Here is an 18,667-nt window from a genome sequence, read left to right on the forward strand (position 1 = left end):
GCCTCGTTCCGGTAACATTAAAATCAGTCGTTGGCCGTCTCTTCTTCGGCTGCTTCGTCCATTTCAGCAAGCACCTCCTGTTCGACCTGCAGGGTGCGGGCTTCGAGAATGGTGTCGGCAACCGCCTTGACCATCAGATCGATGGAGCGGATAGCGTCGTCGTTTGCCGGAATGACGTAATCGACCTCGTCAGGATCGCAGTTGGTATCGACCATGGCGAAGATCGGAATGCCGAGAGAGCGGGCCTCTTTGATGGCAATGTGCTCTTTCTTGATATCGACCACGAAGAGCGCGGCAGGCAGACGGTTCATATTGGCAATACCACCGAGGATGCGCACCAGCTTGTCCTTTTCGCGGATCAGCATGAGGCGCTCTTTCTTGGTGATCATGTCGAAGGTGCCGTCGGTCTCCATGCGGTCGATGGCGTTCATGCGACGGATGCTCTGGCGGATGGTCGAGAAGTTGGTCAGCATACCGCCGAGCCAGCGCTCGCAAACGTACGGCATACCGGCGCGCTCGGCTTGTTCTGCGATGATGACCTTGGCCTGTTTTTTGGTACCGACCAGCATGATCTCGCGGCCAGTCGAAGCGATGGCCTCGATGGCTTTGAGCGCCTCGTCAGCCATAACGAGGGTCTTCTTGAGGTCGATGATGTGGACGCCGTTCTTCTCCATGAAGATATACGGCTTCATTTTCGGGCTCCAGCGACGGGCGAGGTGACCGAAGTGCACGCCTGCGCGAAGCATCTCTTCGAGCTGGAATTTTGACATGGGAATGTCTCCTTTGTTTAGTTGAATCCTCTACCCTGCCGTCGCCAGAGGGATCCCGAAAAAATCCGGGACACTTCCCCACAGCGTTATCCGACAAGCCGGAATGACAGGGTATGCGAGATGACGGTTGCTACGAAAAAATCAGCGTTTCGAGAACTGGAAGGATTTGCGGGCCTTTTTCTTGCCATATTTCTTCCTCTCGACCATACGGGGATCGCGGGTGAGCAGGCGATCTGCCCTGAGCGAAGCACGGATCGATTCGTCGAACTCGACCAGCGCTCTGGCGATGGCAAGGCTGACCGCGCCGGACTGACCGGTGAGGCCGCCGCCCTTGACATTGATCGTAATATCGAAATCGTTCTGCTTCTCGGCGGCAGCCAGCGGCTTCAGCGCCTGGGTTCTCTTGAACTCATCCTTGAAATACTCTTCGACCGGCAGCTTGTTGACCACGATCTTGCCTTTGCCCGGTGACATGAACACCCGTGCAACCGAAGTCTTGCGGCGGCCTACGGTATCGATAACCTCTTTCATCAGTATGCGTTATGTTTATTGATTGACTTTCATTTCCACCGGCATCTGTGCGGCGTGCGGATGCTCCGGACCTGCATAGACTTTCAGCTTCTTGAAGAGCTGGCGGCCAAGGTTGTTGTGCGGCAGCATACCCCAAACGGCGTGTTCGATCACCTTTTCCGGCTTTTTCTGGAGAAGGTCTTTCACGCTGTCGATCCTGACGCCACCCGGATAGTGGGAGTGCGAGAAGTAGGTTTTGTCGTCGTGTTTCTTACCGCTCAGCGCAACTTTGGCAGCGTTGGTCACGACCACGAAATCGCCGGTGTCGATGTGAGGAGTAAACTGCGGCTTGTGCTTTCCCCTCAGAACATTCGCGATCTGGGCAGCCATTCTACCGAGCACCTGATTCTCCGCATCAATAATGTGCCATGTCCTTTCCACCTCGCCCGGTTTGGCTGAGTATGTTTTAAAACTTAACGTTTTGCTCATGCTTCTCTTTGATTATCTGGTCTATTCCGAAAAATAATGTCTAATAATGTAATTTATTCCGATTAATTCTACAAACTATTACCTTGTTCTCTTTGCAAGAAGTTATTCAAACCGAAAACGTCCGACAGACGTTCTCACGCCGCTTAGAGATGAAACCACTGATCGCCCTGGTAGGCCGACCCAACGTCGGCAAATCGACCCTCTTCAACCGGATTCTCAGGCAGAAAAGCGCTATCGTCGATCCCACGCCGGGTGTGACCCGTGACCGCCACATCAGCCCCGGCGAGTGGCAGGGCAAGCAGTTTCTGCTCATGGACACCGGCGGTTACGCCCCCGAAAACGACACGCTCAGCATGGCGATGCTCGAACAGACCTTGCGCGCCATTGAGGATGCCGATGCGGTGATCTTCATGGTGGACGCCCGCTCCGGGTTGACCTATCTCGACCTCGACATCGCAAAAATTCTTCAGAAAACCTTCAAGGACAAGAAAATCTTTTTCGTGGCCAACAAGGTGGATAATCCACAGGTCGCGCTCGAAGCTCAGTCGCTGGTCAAAAGCGGCTTTACCGAACCCTATTTCATCTCGGCGCGCGACGGCGCCGGCGTGGCCGACATGCTCGAAGACGTTCTCGACTCGCTGCCATGCCCAGAGGGTGAGGAGATCGAAGAGGACGACTCGATCAAGCTCGCCGTGCTCGGACGGCCCAACGTCGGCAAATCGAGCCTGGTCAACGCCCTGCTCGGCACTGAACGGCACATCGTCTCGGACGTGCCCGGCACCACGCGCGACGCCATCGACTCGGTGCTGAAACGCAACGGCGAGGAGTATGTGCTGATCGACACGGCTGGCCTGCGCAAACGAACCAAGATCGATGCCGGCATCGAGTTCTACAGCTCGCTCCGCACGGCTCGCGCCATCGAACGCTGCGACGTAGCGTTGGTGCTGCTCGATGCCCGGCTCGGCCTCGAAAGCCAGGACATGAAGATCATCCACATGGCCATCGAGCGCAAAAAGGGCGTGCTACTCTTGGTCAACAAATGGGATCTGGTCGAGAAAGATTCCAAGACCAGTAAAGCATTCACCGACAACCTGCAAAACCAGCTCGGCAACATCGGGTACATCCCAGTGATCTTCACCTCGGCTCTGACGAAGAAAAACTGCTACCGGGCCATCGACACCGCCGCAGAAATCGCGCTGAACCGGCGGCAAAAGATCAGCACCAGCAACCTGAACCGTTTCCTGCAGGAGACGCTCACCATGCGCCACCCGGCAACCAAATCGGGCAAGGAGCTGAAGATCAAGTACATGACGCAGATCGACTCGGGCCATCCGGTTTTCGCCTTCTTCTGCAACGACCCGGAGCTGCTTGAAAACAACTTCCGCCGCTTCCTCGAAAAACGCCTGCGCGAGAGCTTTGACTTTGCAGGCATTCCGATAACAATGCGCTTCCTGCGGAAATGAACACGGGAACCGCCTGGCGTAAAGCGCAGTTTTTGTAACGGCTTTAAACCAAGACGGCGCTGACTGATCAAACCAATCAGACGGCTCCGGCTGATCTAATAAATCATAAACCAACACTATGTCTTCAATACAGAAATCACAGATCGAGGCCGCGCTTGGTACGGTCATGGAACCCGACCTCGGACGTGACCTCATGACCCTCGGCATGGTCGAGAACATCGTCGTCGACGAGGCAGGCAACGTTTCGTTCACCGTGGTGCTCACCACGCCCGCCTGCCCGATGAAGGAGAAAATCAAGAACTCCTGCATCGACGCCATCAAGCAGGCCGTGCCGCAGGTGGGTTCGATCGACGTCAACATGATTTCGAAGGTCACCTCCTCGTGCAGCCACCACGGTGGTCACGGAAATCACGACGCGCACGGAGGAGGCCACGGCGCTCCGCAGAAGATCGACCTGCCGAACGTCAAGAACATCATCGCCGTGGCATCCGGCAAAGGCGGCGTCGGAAAATCGACCGTCTCGCTCAACCTCGCCGTCAGCCTCGCCGCATCCGGCGCGAAGGTCGGCCTGATCGACGCCGATCTCTACGGCCCAAGCATCCCGACGATGGTCGGCCTCCAGAATGTCAAGCCCGAGGTGCAGAACCAGAAGCTCATACCCATCGAAAAGTTCGGCGTCAAGATGATGTCCATCGGCTTCCTCGTCGATCCGGAGACGGCCCTGATCTGGCGCGGCCCGATGGCTTCGAGCGCCATGCGTCAGCTCATCACCGACGTTGACTGGCAGGAGCTCGACTACCTGATCTTCGACCTGCCTCCCGGCACCGGCGACATCCAGCTCACCCTCGTGCAGAACCTCGCCATCAGCGGCGCGGTCATCGTTACCACCCCACAGGAGGTCGCTCTTGCCGACGTTGCCAAGGCGGTCACGATGTTCCGGAAGGTCGGTGTGCCCATTCTCGGCCTCGTCGAGAACATGAGCTGGTACGAGCTGCCCGACGGCACACGTGACTACATCTTCGGACGCCAGGGCGGTGAAACGTTCGCCAAAACCAACGCGATGGCCTTCCTCGGTTCGATCCCGATCAGCAGCTCGGTGCGCGAAGGCGGCGACAGCGGCATTCCGGCGATCATCGCCAGCCCGGACGCGCCGACCTCGCAGGCGGCAAGCCGCGTCGCCGGCGAGATTGCCCGGCAGGTCTCGATCCTGAACGCAAACTGTTCGATGAACTGAACCCGTCAGAGCAGGATGCAACCCTGAAGAACAGGAGATTTTTCAGGGTTGCGCCTCTGTTGTTATATTGGGCATTAATTTCAGGGAAAAACCCGTAACCCATTATTTTCCCATCAACCCACACCAACAAAAAAGTTTACATACCATGAAGGATTATCTGCCAAAAACCGACCCGTTGTACGACAAAGTCATCAGCGCTCTTGAAACCGTCCGTCCATACCTTCAGGTTGATGGCGGCGACTGCCAGCTTGTTGGCATCACCAAAAATATGGTCGTCGATGTCAAGCTGCTCGGCGCCTGCGGCTCCTGCCCGATGAGCACCCTCACGCTCCGCGCCGGTGTCGAACAGGCCATCAAAAAAGCCAACCCCGAGATCGTCCGCGTCGAATCGGTCTGATCGGCTGAAGAGCACAGCAATGCAAAACGGCTGCCCGAAAGTTACCGAGGCAGCCGTTTTTGTTTCTGACCAATGAGCCTATAGGACGTATAAGTCTTACAGGACAAAAAACCACACCCGGATTTTCAATCCAGATTTCGCAGCAGCAGCTCCAGCGAGTCTTCGCTCTTGACAAGCACCTCTCGTGGCTTGCTGCCGTCGCCGGCACTGACGATACCGTTCTGTTCGAGCTGATCCATCACCCTTCCCGCGCGGCTGAAACCGAGCCGCAGACGGCGCTGCAGAAGGGAGACGCTGGCCTGCTGGTGCATGACAACCAGACGGGCTGCCTCCTCGAACATACTGTCGCGCCTGTCCCTGCCCTGATCAAACCCCGATGAGGAACCGTTGCCGCTGGTCGATGGCGGCTCAGGCAGTGTGCACTCAGCTCTCATTGGCGGCTGCTCGCCGATAAATTCGGTTATCGCATCGACTTCGGAGAGGGAAATATAGGGGCACTGGATCCGTTCCGGTTTGGACATCTTTGCTGACTGGAACAGCATGTCGCCACTGCCAAGCAATTGCTCCGCGCCAGACACGTCAAGAATGGTGCGGGAATCGACCTTGCTGGCCACCTGGAAAGCGATGCGCGAGGGAAAGTTTGCCTTGATGATACCGGTGATGATATCAACCGACGGGCGCTGCGTAGCCACGATCAGGTGAATGCCGACCGCCCTGGCCATCTGCGCGAGCCTCGTGATAGGCTCCTCGACCTCCCGGCCTGCCGTGATCATCAGGTCGGCAAGCTCGTCAACCACGACGACGAGGTAGAACATCGCCTTATCTTTCACCTTCCGGTTATACTCACCGATGTTGCGCACGCCGCACTGCTCGAGCATCTCGTACCGGTGCTCCATTTCACGCACCACCGACCTGAGCGCAGACACCGCTTTTTGGGGATCGGTGACAATGATCTGATCCTCCATGCCGGGAATTTTTGGCAGGAAATGATCTTTCAGAAGCTTGTACGGCTTGAGCTCGACCCGCTTCGGATCGATCAGCACGAACTTGACCTCGTCCGGCTTCTTCGAATAAAGCAGACTCGTGAGCAGCACGTTGATCGCCACCGACTTGCCAGCACCGGTCGCACCTGCGATCAGGAGATGCGGCATGGAGGCCAGGTCATCGACGATCACTTCGTTCGAGATGCTCTTGCCCAGCACAATCGGCAGGGCCATCGAATTGTTCTTGAACTTTTCGACCTGAAGCACCGAGCGCATCACCACCGGTCGCGGCTTGCTGATCGGTATTTCGACACCGATGGCGTTCTTGCCGGGAATGGGTGCAATGATCCTTATACCGCCGGACGAGGAGGCCATCGCCATGGCGAGATCGTTTTCGAGTGACTTGATCCGGCTGATCTTCACCTCCGGTGCAAGTTCGAGCTCAAACAGCGCCACGCGCGGACCTACGGTGGTAGCAATGCGAATGACATCGATTTTGTAAATCCTGAGCTTTTCGAGCAGGCGATTCTTGGTTTCGGCCAAGTGGCGCTCGTCGTAGCTTTCGTCCTCGTCCTTCGGACGCCGCAACAGATCGATCGAGGGAAAGCGATACTTGACATGGTCATGCGTCCTGACCTTGAGCGCCCGCTCGTCCAGGTCAGCCTCCGCCTCCTGAACTCCCGGCTTGATGATCATTTCCGGCCCCTCTTCCGGCCTGGTGAATGCAGGTTCCGGAGTTTGAACCTCATCGACTTCCGCCGGAATGACGACAGGCTCGGACACAGCCACATTGACCAGTGGCAGCGCAGGTTCCACATCCATCACAGACGCCGGAGATTTTGGCGAGCTATCGAATGGAGCCGCATTTTCCTTTGAAGCGTCGCCAGCTCTCCTTGCGCGTTGTTCTCTCTTGTTCCTCTTTCTCTGCTCTTTTTCAAGGACCGCCGCCATCCGCTCCGCCTTTTTCCTGACCTGCATCTCCTCCTTTTCCCGGCGCTTTCTTTGGCGTTCGGCCCTGATCGCCTGTACAGTTGCCAGCAGCTTTCCGAAAAAGCCGCTCACGCCGGCAATCGTATCCATGATCAAATCGCGACCCATATAGAAGGTCAGTCCCGCAGCGATAATGGCGGTCAGCACCCACGCCCCGGGATAGCCGATGACGGTGGAGAGGAACGAAGCCATCATTCGACCGGTCGCTCCGGACATGAGATCGGCCAGAGGCAACATCGAAAGACCAAACATGGCCGACAGATCAAGCGCCATCAAGAGGGTGTACACAAGGAAAAACAGCCCCGGCCCGAGAGGTTTCGTCCGAAACAGATGCCATCCGAGCACAAGGAAACCAAAAAGAGGCAGCACCGATGGATAGCCAAGCAAAACGCGAACAAAAAAGACCGATACCCTCGCGCCAAACAGGCCAAAGGGGTTGTGAATCGTTCCGGCAACCGCCTTGGCCGCGCTGGAGAACAGCTCGTACCAGGGTAACGTCACAATGTACGGTTCGTCCTCGGCATGAAAACCGAACACCGCAGCAATGCCGAAAAGCGCGGCGAGCATCAGGGCGATGCCGCCGGCTTCCGTGACAAGACTATCCGTGCGGAAAGCCTTTATGTTGATCTTGTTTTTCAACAGGGAGATAGGCTTGTGGTCAGATCATGGACGGTCAGCGTGCACGAACGGCAGCCGCCTGACCGCACCGGGTTGCATGGTTCCGCGAATTTCCACGAAGATCGGCGTGCCGGGCTGCGCGTAGTCGAGCAGAAGGCTCGCCGTACCGATCGGCTCCTGAAGGGTCGGAGAGACCGTGCCGCTGCACACCTCGCCAATCTCCTGGTGATCGGAGTTATAAACCTTGAAGTGCTGACGCGGAATGGCGCGGCCTTCGAGACTGAAACCAACCACGCTTTTGCGCGGCGAAATTTCGACCTGCTCGCACGCCTGCTTGCCGATGAAGTTGGGCTTGCTCATCTTCACCACCCATTTGAGCCGTGCTTCGAGCGGATTGACATCCTTCTCGATCTCGTGGCCGTAGAGCGAGTAGCCCATTTCGAGCCGCAGCGTATCGCGTGCGCCGAGGCCGATCGGCTGGATGCCGTCACTCTTTCCTGCCTCCATCAGCGCCTTCCAGAGCGCTTCGGCCTTTTCGTTCGAAAGGCAGATTTCAACGCCTGCCTCGCCGGTATAGCCGGTACGAGCCACGATGATCTGTTCGCCCTCGAACGAAAGCTTCACGAAATGGAACGAACGAAGCGCGTCGATGCCCGCGCCGGGGAAAACCCGCGCGAGAATGTCGAAAGACTTCGGCCCCTGCAGAGCGATGAGCGACAGCGCGCTGGTGTGATTTTCGAGCGTCACCCCTTCAAACTCGCCGACGTGGCTCGTGAGCCAGTCGAAATCCTTTTCGCAGTTGCTCGCGTTGACGATAATGAAAAAGGTGTCGGCGCTGACGCGGTAGATGATCAGGTCATCGACGATGCCGCCATCGGGGTAGAGCATGAGGGTATATTGCGCCTGCCCGTCCACGATTTTTGCGAGATCGTTGGTGGTCATGTACTGGAGAAAATCAAGCGCCCGCTCACCCCTGACGTAGAAATTACCCATGTGCGACACATCGAAAAGCCCCGCCGCTTCGCGCACGGCCTTGTGTTCGGCGATAATTCCGGTGTACTGCACCGGCATCAGAAATCCGCCGAAATCGATCATTTTTGCACCGGCAGCTTCATGCCAGGCTGAGAGCGCAGTCTTTTTCATTGATCTCCTTTATTTGGATAGCTATGTTGGAATGTCTTGTAAAAAAACAATTTGGGGAAAAGATCAAAGCCTTTTTCAACTCTTTGCAAGACCTTGTTTTTCAGCTCCGGAACTACCAGTTGTCCGAAGCGCCGCCGCCGCCAAAATCACCGCCGCCGCCGCTGAACCCGCCGTCGTCGGACGAGCCGCCTCCCCCGCCGAAACCGCCGCCGGGGAAAAAGCCGCCGTCACCCAGCCCGCCGAAGCCGAAAGGTCCGCCGCCACCACCGAAAAAGCGCATGAAACGGGACGCGACAAACAACACAAAAAGGATGATGAAAATCAGAAACGGAGATGGCTCGCCATCATTGTTTTTCTTTTTCGGCGCCTTGTACTCCCCCTTGACCGAGGCGACAATGGCATCGACGCCATCGATGAACCCCTTGTCGTAATCGCCGCTTTTGAAAGCTGGCTTGATGACATCGCGGGTAATCCGGCCCGCCTGGAGGTCGGTCAGACGCCCTTCGAGGCCGTAGCCAACCTCGATTCTCATCGCCCGGTCGTTTTTCGAGACAATGAGCAAAATGCCGTTATCCGTCCCCTTCTGCCCGAGCTTCCAGGCTTCGGCGACGCGGATCGAAAACTCCTCGATCGGCTCGCCCTGAAGTGACGGCACCGTGAGAATCGCGATCTGCGTGCCATCCTCCGCTTCAAGCGCGGCGAGTTTCTGCTCAATCTCCGCGCGTGTGGCGGGAGAGATCATGCCGGCGTAGTCGTTCACCCGCTGCTTGAGCGTGGGCACCGGCGGAAAAGCAGCCATGAGTGGCATGGCTGCCATCAGGAGCGCCAGCGCGAAGAGGGCGGACGGGAACCAGCGTGATCTCTTGCAGATACTCATCGACAGACAGCTCAGAATTTCACCTGCGGCACGGCTCTGGCCGCCTCATCGGCCTTGAAATATGCCTTCGGCTTCAGCTTGAGCACCACACTGTTGGTGATGGAGTTCGGGAATATGCGGATTGAGGAGTTGAAGACTTGCACCGCCTCGTTGTAACGCTGGCGGGCGACACTGATGCGGTTCTCCGTGCCTTCGAGCTGCACCTGCAAATCCCGGAAATTCTGCGTAGCCTTCAGCTCGGGATAGCGCTCGACGGCAACCAGAAGCCGCGACAACGAGGAAGAGAGCTCGCCCTGGGCGGACTGGAACTTCGACATGGCGTCCGGATCGCTGAGCATCTCTGGAGTGAGCTGGATGGAGGTCGCCTTTGCACGGGCCTCGATGACCGCCTGAAGCGTCTCCTTCTCGAAATTTGCCGCGCCCTTCACCGTGGCAACAAGGTTCGGCACAAGATCGGAACGGCGCTGAAGCTGCGATTCCAGATCGCCCCACGCACGATTGACGGCTTCTTCGTTCTGCTGCATCGTATTGTAACCGCATCCGCTGAGCATGACGAGCGCAAGAAGAAAGGGAAAGACCCTTGTAATATGTCGTATCATTGTATCACTCCTTCGGTTTGAAAAGTCTGGTAACAGCGTTCAAAATAGAACATTCCCCTGCCCGATGCAAAACAAAGACAGCAGGGACTTCAGTGGCTGCAATGTTGGAAGAATCGATCCTCTTTCTCCGTCCACCAAGTCTACCGCGTTCACGCCTCAGCAAATCCGCGGCAACTGCTCGCCGAGGGGCATCTCCACGATGCGGCGACTACCGAAGGGGGTGCGCATCACCACCATGCCGGGGTGCTCTTCGGTGACTTTGCCGATAATGGCGGCTTCGCGCCCGTGCTCGTGCAAGCGCATGGCGGCAAGTGCGGCCTGAGCTTCGGCGGCGGGAACGACGACGAGCACCTTGCCTTCGTTGGCGACGGTGAGCGGGTCGATGCCGAGCAGTTCAGCGGCTCCGCGCACCTCTTCGCGCACAGGAATCGCGGCTTCGTCGAGTTCGATGCCGACTGATGACGATGCAGCGAGTTCGTTGAGCGTGGCCGCGACGCCGCCCCGGGTGGGGTCGCGCATGGCGTGGAGGTTTGGCGCGGCGGCGAGCAAGCCGGCAATCATGCCGTTCAGGGCAGCGGAGTCGCTCCTGATGCGGCTCTGGAAGGAGAGGCCTTCGCGGGTGGTGAGAATCGCCATGCCGTGGTCGCCGATGGTTCCGGAGAGCAGCACCGCATCGCCAGGCCGGAGGTTGCGGCACGAGACGTCGCGGCCCGGCGGGATGAAGCCGACGCCGGAGGTGTTGATGAAAATCCGGTCGCACTGCCCTTTCTGCACCACTTTGGTGTCGCCGCACGCGATGACCACCCCCGCCTTCTGCGCGGCATCGGCCATGCTTTTGACGATCCGTTCGAGATCGGCGAGCGGCAATCCCTCTTCGAGCACGAACCCGGCGCCGAGGTAGCGCGGCACGGCACCGCCGACGGCCAGGTCGTTTACCGTGCCGTTGACCGCCAGGTCGCCGATATTCCCGCCGGGGAAAAAGATCGGCGAAACGACGTAGGTGTCGGTCGTGAACGCGATGTGCCCCGGCTCGGCCTCGAACCGCGCCTGATCGTCGAGCTGGTCGAGCACCGGATTGCCGAGATGCGGCATGAACACCCGCGCCGTCAGCTCCTGCGACAAACGCCCCCCCGCGCCATGAGCCATCTGGACGGTTTCATGCTGAAGAATCGGCGAAGGGCAGCTCAGTTGCATGGTCATTGGAGGATTGGGCCGGTTATTGTTTCAGGTCTTTCAGCAAACGATCAAATGCCGTTTTATGGGTAGCCTGATCGCTTCTCCAAAGGGAAAAATCGGGAACATGATACTCCCGGATTTCACGAGCAAGGTCTCGTCCACTATCGGAGTCGAAACGTTTCCATTTTTTGATTTGCTCAAAAGGAACAATGCTGATCGGAAACAACACCTGCTTTTGCTGCTGCTGTTCTTTCTGAATCGCGTTGATGATTTCTTGCTCGACCCAATTGCTGTTCATGCTATCTGGCGAGAGGATGAGCAAGAGCTTGTCGTATTTGCGAATAGCCTCCTCGATCTGATGAAGCACCTTTTTCCCACCCTGAATATCATGCGGTGCGAACCAGCACCGGACGCCGGATGCTTGAAGATCATTATGAATCCGTCTGGCAAAATCATCGTCTTTTGTGCTATAGCTGATAAAGCAGGAATAATAATCGAAAGCCTTGACTGTCAGTGAGTGAACGTACTCGATGAAAATATTCGGCACACCACAACCTCTCAGAAAGATTTCCGGTATGTTGCCTTTCGATTTGTAAATCGCGTCGATACCTATGGTTGATGGGCCGCTGTGCCGTAAAGTTTCTACCCCAATAACACTACTGAGATCAACATCGCCGACGAATAATGGTATAGCCTACATGTGCCTCGTATAGCTTAACCCCGCTGAGGCTTGCACCCCTGAGTTTTGCACCCCTGAGGTCTGCATAGCTGAGATTAGGCTTCAAATCCGGATATGCTTCCCTCGCTGCATTCCATTCCTCCACCGATTTCAGAAGCATCTTTTTCGTCAGAATATTCTTTCCCATAAGATCATCCTTTTTCAGCCCTTGCGGTGATAGCGATAATACGCGGCGCAGGCCCCTTCGGAGGAGACCATGGTTGCACCGAGCGGGGTTTGCAGGGTGCATTCCCGTCCGCCCGCGACATGAGATAAAGATTCAGTCCTCTTGTTCATTCAATTTCCGGTATGCATCACATCCCGCCTGCAATTGGTTGTCACAAGCTTTTCCAAACCACTCTTTTGCGGTACGCATGTCTTGACTCACACCTTGACCCTCGGCGTACATCAACCCAAGATTGTATTGCGCTTTGGCGTTGCCTTGTTCTGCGGCCAGACGATACCACTTCAGCGCCTCCTCATAGTCCTGTTGCACACCGTGGCCGAGGTCGTACATCAAGCCCAGGTTGAGTTGTGCGTTGCTGTTCCCCTGTGCTGCGGACAAACGATACCACTTCTGAGCTTCGGCATAGTCCTGCCTGACTCCTTCGCCTTTATCATACATCAATCCAATATTGTATTGCGCCTTAGCATTTCCCTGCGCTGCTGACATGCGATACCATTTCTGCGCTTCCCCATAGTCCTGCCTCACCCCTTCGCCTTTATCGTACATCAGGCCGAGGTCAAATTGTGCATTGCCGTTACCCTGTGCGGCAGACAGATGATACCACTTCAGCGCTTCCCCATAGTCCCGGTTTACACCTCGTCCTTCTTTGTACCTCATTCCGATCAGAAGTTGCGCACCGGCGCTCCCTTGTTCAGCAGCCTTAAGATGCCACCTCAAGGCCTCTGCATCGTCCCGCTTGATTCCTTTGCCTGAATCATACATCACGCCAATCATGAATTGGGCCTCTGCATTGCCCTGTGCGGCAGACAGACGAAACCACTTCAGTGCTTCGGTATAGTTCTGCCTGACTCCCTTGCCTGTGACGTACATCGCGCCAACGGCGAGCTGTGCATGAGCGTCACCCTTTTCCGCCTCTTTTTTCCATGCAGAAATATCCTTCTGCACTGGAGCTTGGCTGTAGGTTGCCGTTGGCACAAAGAGCAGCAACGCTGTCAGAACGCAAAGAATCAGATTTTTCATCCTTGTCGGGAAGAGATGGTTCAACTGCTGACATTGCGGTGATACCGATAATACGCGGCGCAGGCTCCTTCGGAGGAGACCATCGTTGCGCCGAGCGGGGTTTGCGGGGTGCATTCTTTGCCGAAGGCCGGGCAGTCGGAGGGTTTGAGGTGGCCTTGCAGCACCTCGCCGCTCTTGCACAGTGGCGACTCCTGCGGGGCGATGTGGCCCACGTCGAAGCGCTTTTCGGCGTCGAAGCGCGCGTACTGTTCGCGCAGCACGAGGCCGCTTGCCGGAATGACGCCGATGCCGCGCCACGGACGGTCGGCGACCTCGAACACCTCCTGCATCACGCGCTGCGCCTCGGGATTGCCCTCGCGGCTCACCACGCGCCCGTAGGCGTTCACCACGCCACTCCGGCCCGCTTCGAGCAGTTCGACCGTCTTCAGAATCGCGTCAAGCAGATCGACCGGCTCGAACCCGGCGGGCACAATCGGCACGCCGAACTCCGCCGCCACCGGCTCGTACTCCTCGTACCCCATGATAGCGCAGACGTGCCCGGCGGCAAGGAACCCCTGCACGCGGTTGTCGGGCGACGACAGAATCGCGCGCATCGCCGGCGGCACCATCACCTGGCTCACCAGCTCGCTGAAATTCGTAAGCCCCTCCCGCGCCGCCTGATGCACGGCCATCGCGTTGGCCGGAGCCGTGGTCTCAAAGCCGACCGCCAGAAACACCACCTTTTTTGACGGATTGTCGCGCGCGATTTGCAACGCTTCGAGCGGCGAAAAAACGACGCGCACATCCGCCCCCTCGCTCCGCGCCATAAACAGGTCTTTCGAGTTGCCCGGCACGCGCAGCATGTCGCCGAAGCTCGTCAGAATCGTGTCCGGCCTCGCCGCAATCGCCAGCGCCCGCTCGATCGTCTCCAGCGGCGTCACGCACACCGGACACCCCGGCCCGTGCACAAGGTGGACATTCGGCGGCAAAAGCTGGTCGATGCCGTTGCGCAGAATCGAATGCGTCTGACCGCCGCAGATTTCCATGATCGTCCAGTCGTGACGCGCCACCTGCCGGATGCGGTCAAGCAATGCGCGGGCGCGAACCGGGTCGCGATATTCGTCGATGAATTTCATCATTCCGGCTTCTGGATGGCCGACGGCGGAAGCTCGCCATCAACGTCAAACGCGCCGCTCTTGATGAGTTCATCCCAAAGCTTGAGGCTTTCAGCGGCCTCCTCCTCGTCGATGATCTTCAGCGCGAACCCTGCGTGAACAATGGTGTACTGACCAATGGCGATTTCGGGAACATATTCGAGGCACGCTTTCGTGAGAGCACCGCTAATGTCCACCGTGCCCATCTTCAGGCCGTTCTCTTCGCGGATTTCTATGACTTTTCCGGGTATGGCGAGGCACATGGTTTCAATGGATAATGGATAGTTGATAATTGATAATGATTGAGATCATTAGCATTCTAACAGATTTTTTTTCGATGACTTGATGATAGCTGTCAGGAGTTTCAGCAATTCAACAACATCTGACCTAATCGAATCAAAGCCTTGTTTTTCAAGAAGTTGAGACTGATAGAGGAGTTCGATCCAATAGTCTGTTTCATTGGCCTCTTTGAGAGCAATTGCCATTTTGTGAATAAAATCAGCCCTGCTTTCAACATGTTCTGCCTCTCGCACAAGAGCCCCTATTGCAGTACCGGATTTCAGAAGTTGCCTGCTCAACACATACGCCTTTTTCTCCTGCTCCAGAAACTGAGTGAGTTTTACTATACGAATCGCGAATTGAAAAGAAAGCTCTTTAACCCTGTTTACCCCATTCTTGCGTCCCATTTCTTTCATTATCCATTGTCAATTATCCATTATCAACTCCAATATAAGCACCACGCAAAAACTCCCGCCCGATCGCAGCTTGCCCCAAGCTTATGCCGCCATCGTTGGTGGGTACTTGTGCGTGAATCAGCACTTGGTAGCCATCACTTTCGAGTTCGTGAGCAAGCGTTTCAGTCAAAAGCTGGTTCTGGAATACGCCGCCGCTGAGGGCGACGGTTTTCAGGCCGGTTTCGTGACTGGCCATGCGCACAACTTCTGCAAACATGCCGATAAGCGTGCGGTGGAAACGTTGGGCGACCTCCCCGGCTCTCGCACCAGCGCGGACGGCGGCAGCGATGTCGCGGAGCATAGGCGAAATGAGCATCAGCCACCGGTTGTCCTTCCGCTCGAAGCCAAAACTGTAGCCCGCATCAGCGATTCTTCCGCCTGCCGCCTGCATCAGCTCGATGGCAGCCTGGCCTTCGTAGCGGGCTTCGTGGCGCACTCCGCAGATGGAGGCGATGGCGTCGAAGAGGCGTCCGCAGCTTGAGCTTTCCACAGTACCAACTCCTTTTTCGAACAGTTCAAGCACCTGCGCCGACTGCGGCTGGCGGAGGCACTCCAGTCCCTCCGGCGACACGCCGCTGCGGTGGAGCCAGCCGAGGGCGGTTCGCCAGACTTGCCGCACAGCCGCGTCGCCGCCGGGCAGGGGCATCGGTTCCAGCGAGGCGAAACGCGTCGCTCCGGCGGCGTCGCCGATCAGCACTTCGCCGCCCCATACCGTGCCGTCCGTGCCGTAACCAGTGCCGTCGAGCGTGAGGCCGATGGCCGGGCCATCGTAGTGATGCTCGGCGAGACACGAAGCGAGATGCGCGTGGTGGTGCTGCACGCCGAGCGTCGGCCTCTTCTGCTCCAGCGCCCAACGCGTAGTCATGTAGGCGGGATGGAGGTCGTGCACGAGCAGCTCGGCTTCAGTCTGGAAAATGCTTTGCAGATGCGCGGCCACGTCGTCGAAATGACGGTACGCTTCGTAGTTTTTCATGTCGCCGATGTGCTGGCTCATGAACGCCTCGCTGCCCTTCACCAGGCAGAGCGCGTTCTTCAGCTCGCCGCCCGTGCCAAGCACCGGCGGCCCGCTCGCGCGCAATCTGATCGGCGCGGGTGCGTAGCCCCGGCTGCGGCGAATCAGGCGCACCGCTCCAGCCATCGACATCACCACCGAATCGTCGCAGCGCCGGGCGATGGGGCGGTCGTGCATCAGGAACGCATCGGCGATGCCCGCCAGCCGTTCGAGTGCCTCGGCGTTGTCGGCAACGAGCGGCTCCTCGCTGAAGTTGGCGCTGGTCATCACGAGCACCTCCGGGCCTTCGCGCACAAGCAGCCAGTGCAGCGGGGAGTAGGGCAGCATCACGCCGAGCCGGTCGTTGCCAGGCGCAATGGACGGGGCGAGCGAAAGCTCCGGACGCTTGCGCAGCAGCACGATCGGCGCTTGCGGCGAGGCAAGCGCAGCCTCCTCCTCCGGCGCGATTTCGCAGAGCGCACGCGCAGCATCGAGGTCACGCACCATCACGGCAAGTGGCTTCTCCTCGCGCCCCTTGCGGCTTCGGAGACGCTGAACGGCCTCCTCGTTCGAGGCATCGACGGCGAGATGGAAGCCGCCAATTCCCTTGATCGCCAGAATCTTCCCGCTCGCGAGCAGCTCGCCCGCCGCCGTGATCTCGTCGCTGACCTCAATCCGGACGCCATTCGCATCGCACAATTCGAGCTTTGGGCCGCACGCCGGGCAGGCGTTGGGCTGGGCGTGGAAGCGGCGGTCGGCGGAATAGTCGTACTCGCGCTGGCAGTCGGAACAGAGCGCGAAGTGTTTCATCGTGGTAAAGGGGCGGTCGTAGGGAACGGCCTCGACGATGGTGTAGCGCGGCCCGCAGTCGGTGCAGTTGGTGAATGCGTAGCGGTAGCGCCGTCCGGCGGGATTGGCGATGTCGGCAAGACAGGCAGGGCAGGTGGCGATATCGGGCGAAATGAGCGTCTGCATCGCTTCGCCGACGGAGGATTCGGAGATGACGAATCCCGGCTCGGCTTCGACAGGCGGGATAACGCTCCGGTCAATCGAATCGATTCGCGAGAGCGGCGGCGCTTCGCTGCGCAGGGCGGCCTCGAAGCGTTCGAGAGCATCCGGTTCGCCCTCGACTTCGATCACGACGCCGGAGCTTGCATTGCGGATAAATCCGGCCAGACCGAAACGACCGGCAAGCCGCCAGACGAAGGGGCGAAATCCCACCCCCTGCACGATGCCGCGCACCTCGATCCGGCGGCGTTCACGTTGCGGCAAACCGCTCAGAGCGCTGCAAGTTTGGCGCTCAGCCATGCGATCCACTCGTCGAAACCCTCGCCGGTTCGGGCCGACAGCTCGATCCATTCGAGGTGGTGATTGACCTGCATGGCGTACTCGCGGCACTTGGCGGGGTCGAAATCGACGTGCGGCAAAAGGTCGATCTTGTTGAGCAGGCAGATGTCCGCCTCGTGGAACATGGTGGGGTATTTCAGCGGCTTGTCCTCGCCCTCGGTGACGCTGATAACCACCACCTTTGCCGCCTCGCCGAGGTCGAAGAGCGCCGGGCAAACCAGGTTGCCGACGTTCTCGATGCAGAGCAGCGAACGCTCCGGCGGGTCGAGTTCCTTGAGCGCACGCTGCACCATCTGCGCGTCGAGGTGGCAACCGGTACCGGTGTTGACCTGGATGACCGGCACGCCGAGCGCGTCGATCCGGTCGGCGTCGTTGGTGGTCTGCTGGTCGCCCTCGATCACCGTGACGGGGCAGTGCTCCAGCAGCGCCGGAATGGTCTTTTCAAGAATCGAGGTCTTGCCGGAGCCGGGCGAGCTGAGAAAGTTCAGCGCCAGCACCCGGCGTGCCTCGAACCAGCCACGATTGCGCTCGGCGAGCAGGTTGTTCTGCAACAGCACGTCCTGCTCCATCTGCACCTTGCGAGCCTCGCCATGGTGGTGGTGGTGATGATCGTGACCATGCTCGTGATGGTGGTCGTGACCATGTTCGTGCTCGTGATGGTGATGATGGCCGCCCTCATCGCCGACGTGGACATGATAATCTTTGACGCCCGGCTTGCGAAGCACCGCTCCGCCATCACCCGAACAACCGCAAGTATCGCACATAGTTGATTACTCCCTGAATGGTATAATTATAAATATGGTTGAGCAGCCGTTTTTACTCGATCGTGAACGAACGCACCGCCAGTTCCTGGCCCGATTCGACCGTCACCCGGAACTGACCACACGCCGGGCACTTGGCGTAAAAGCTCGTGACCGCGAAGCGCTCGCCGCACGCTTCGCAGCGGCCTCGCCCCTCCGGCTCTTCGATCACCAGTTCGGCTCCCTCGGCGGCAGTGTCGCGGCAGGCTGCCGAAAAGCAGAACTTCAGCGACTCGACCTCTATGCCCGCAAGCTTTCCGACCACCAGTTCGATGCCGGTAATTCTGCCGCCCCCCTCCTCGCGGGCCTTGTCAACCACGGCCTTGATCACCGACATGGCGATGGACATTTCATGCATGGGCTACCATCATTTTCAGATAAAACAAACTCTTGAAATCACCTACCCCGCTCAACCGAAAACAGTTCCACTGCAACGATTGAGGGTAGTGATGAATGATCGCCAAAATTTTCTTAATTTCGCAAAGCAT

Annotated in this window: 20 protein-coding genes and 1 pseudogene; 3 read left to right on the forward strand and 18 right to left on the reverse strand. The window is 58.0% G+C overall.

The features are described from left to right. Positions 1 to 23: 23 nt before the first annotated feature. The 3 genes from rpsB to rplM all read right to left on the reverse strand — a co-directional run bounded on the left by rpsB (position 24) and on the right by rplM (position 1,769). Positions 24 to 770, reverse strand: coding sequence for a 30S ribosomal protein S2 (rpsB, locus tag NY406_RS08170; protein WP_260533603.1), 747 nt, complete (start codon positions 768 to 770; stop codon positions 24 to 26). A gap of 141 nt (positions 771 to 911) precedes the next feature. After that, on the reverse strand, positions 912 to 1,301 hold the full coding sequence (gene rpsI, locus NY406_RS08175) for a 30S ribosomal protein S9 (RefSeq protein WP_260533604.1): 390 nt from the start codon (positions 1,299 to 1,301) through the stop codon (positions 912 to 914). Between the two features lie 15 nt (positions 1,302 to 1,316). Continuing rightward, positions 1,317 to 1,769 carry a 50S ribosomal protein L13 gene (gene rplM / locus NY406_RS08180; protein ID WP_260533605.1) on the reverse strand — a complete coding sequence of 151 codons (453 nt, stop codon included), beginning with the start codon at positions 1,767 to 1,769 and terminating at the stop codon, positions 1,317 to 1,319. A gap of 149 nt (positions 1,770 to 1,918) precedes the next feature. Here rplM and der point away from each other — a divergent pair, with 149 nt between their 5' ends. From der to NY406_RS08195, 3 genes are all read left to right on the forward strand, one after another. Beyond that, on the forward strand, positions 1,919 to 3,232 hold the full coding sequence (gene der, locus NY406_RS08185) for a ribosome biogenesis GTPase Der (RefSeq protein WP_260533606.1): 1,314 nt from the start codon (positions 1,919 to 1,921) through the stop codon (positions 3,230 to 3,232). 118 nt (positions 3,233 to 3,350) lie between these two features. Further along, on the forward strand, positions 3,351 to 4,466 hold the full coding sequence (locus NY406_RS08190) for an Mrp/NBP35 family ATP-binding protein (protein ID WP_260533607.1): 1,116 nt from the start codon (positions 3,351 to 3,353) through the stop codon (positions 4,464 to 4,466). Between the two features lie 145 nt (positions 4,467 to 4,611). Beyond that, entirely contained in the window at positions 4,612 to 4,863 is a 252-nt protein-coding gene (locus tag NY406_RS08195) for a NifU family protein (protein WP_260533608.1), read from the forward strand. Positions 4,864 to 4,988: 125 nt separating this feature from the next. Here the strand turns inward: NY406_RS08195 and NY406_RS08200 are convergent, their stop codons facing one another. The 15 genes and pseudogenes from NY406_RS08200 to hypA all read right to left on the reverse strand — a co-directional run bounded on the left by NY406_RS08200 (position 4,989) and on the right by hypA (position 18,537). Then, on the reverse strand, positions 4,989 to 7,403 hold the full coding sequence (locus tag NY406_RS08200) for a DNA translocase FtsK (RefSeq protein ID WP_260633775.1): 2,415 nt from the start codon (positions 7,401 to 7,403) through the stop codon (positions 4,989 to 4,991). Between the two features lie 96 nt (positions 7,404 to 7,499). Then, positions 7,500 to 8,597, reverse strand: a complete 1,098-nt coding sequence (gene gcvT / locus NY406_RS08205) for a glycine cleavage system aminomethyltransferase GcvT (protein WP_260533609.1) — start codon at positions 8,595 to 8,597, stop codon at positions 7,500 to 7,502. 112 nt (positions 8,598 to 8,709) lie between these two features. After that, positions 8,710 to 9,474, reverse strand: coding sequence for a TPM domain-containing protein (locus tag NY406_RS08210; RefSeq protein ID WP_411267079.1), 765 nt, complete (start codon positions 9,472 to 9,474; stop codon positions 8,710 to 8,712). 11 nt (positions 9,475 to 9,485) lie between these two features. Beyond that, complete coding sequence (locus NY406_RS08215; RefSeq protein ID WP_260533610.1) at positions 9,486 to 10,073, reverse strand: LemA family protein; 588 nt, start codon at positions 10,071 to 10,073, stop codon at positions 9,486 to 9,488. 156 nt (positions 10,074 to 10,229) lie between these two features. Then, entirely contained in the window at positions 10,230 to 11,273 is a 1,044-nt protein-coding gene (hypE, locus tag NY406_RS08220) for a hydrogenase expression/formation protein HypE (protein WP_260533611.1), read from the reverse strand. Positions 11,274 to 11,289: 16 nt separating this feature from the next. Then, positions 11,290 to 11,796 (reverse strand): toll/interleukin-1 receptor domain-containing protein, encoded by a 507-nt coding sequence (locus NY406_RS08225; RefSeq protein ID WP_260533612.1) that lies wholly within the window; start codon positions 11,794 to 11,796, stop codon positions 11,290 to 11,292. A 118-nt stretch (positions 11,797 to 11,914) separates the two neighbouring features. Further along, positions 11,915 to 12,115: a pentapeptide repeat-containing protein gene (locus tag NY406_RS08230; protein WP_260533613.1), complete on the reverse strand. Its 201-nt coding sequence runs from the start codon at positions 12,113 to 12,115 to the stop codon at positions 11,915 to 11,917. Positions 12,116 to 12,129: 14 nt separating this feature from the next. Then, positions 12,130 to 12,231: pseudogene (locus tag NY406_RS08235) on the reverse strand (hypothetical protein); the annotation flags it as partial. Between the two features lie 16 nt (positions 12,232 to 12,247). After that, entirely contained in the window at positions 12,248 to 13,174 is a 927-nt protein-coding gene (locus tag NY406_RS11215) for a tetratricopeptide repeat protein (protein WP_317618643.1), read from the reverse strand. 20 nt (positions 13,175 to 13,194) lie between these two features. Next, complete coding sequence (hypD, locus tag NY406_RS08250; RefSeq protein WP_260633777.1) at positions 13,195 to 14,289, reverse strand: hydrogenase formation protein HypD; 1,095 nt, start codon at positions 14,287 to 14,289, stop codon at positions 13,195 to 13,197. After that, a complete protein-coding gene (locus tag NY406_RS08255; RefSeq protein WP_260533615.1) occupies positions 14,289 to 14,570 on the reverse strand; it encodes a HypC/HybG/HupF family hydrogenase formation chaperone in 282 nt (93 codons plus the stop codon). Before NY406_RS08255 ends, hypD begins: the two co-directional genes overlap by 1 nt. Positions 14,571 to 14,618: 48 nt before the next feature. Beyond that, entirely contained in the window at positions 14,619 to 15,002 is a 384-nt protein-coding gene (locus tag NY406_RS08260) for a four helix bundle protein (RefSeq protein ID WP_260533616.1), read from the reverse strand. Positions 15,003 to 15,015: 13 nt separating this feature from the next. After that, on the reverse strand, positions 15,016 to 17,340 hold the full coding sequence (gene hypF, locus NY406_RS08265) for a carbamoyltransferase HypF (RefSeq protein WP_260533617.1): 2,325 nt from the start codon (positions 17,338 to 17,340) through the stop codon (positions 15,016 to 15,018). After that, positions 17,310 to 18,143, reverse strand: coding sequence for a hydrogenase nickel incorporation protein HypB (hypB, locus tag NY406_RS08270; RefSeq protein ID WP_260533618.1), 834 nt, complete (start codon positions 18,141 to 18,143; stop codon positions 17,310 to 17,312). Before hypB ends, hypF begins: the two co-directional genes overlap by 31 nt. Positions 18,144 to 18,195: 52 nt before the next feature. Then, on the reverse strand, positions 18,196 to 18,537 hold the full coding sequence (gene hypA / locus NY406_RS08275) for a hydrogenase maturation nickel metallochaperone HypA (RefSeq protein ID WP_260533619.1): 342 nt from the start codon (positions 18,535 to 18,537) through the stop codon (positions 18,196 to 18,198). Positions 18,538 to 18,667 lie beyond the last annotated feature (130 nt).

The organism is Chlorobaculum sp. MV4-Y (genome assembly GCF_025244685.1).
In the GTDB taxonomy this organism is placed as follows: Bacteria; Bacteroidota; Chlorobiia; order Chlorobiales; family Chlorobiaceae; genus Chlorobaculum.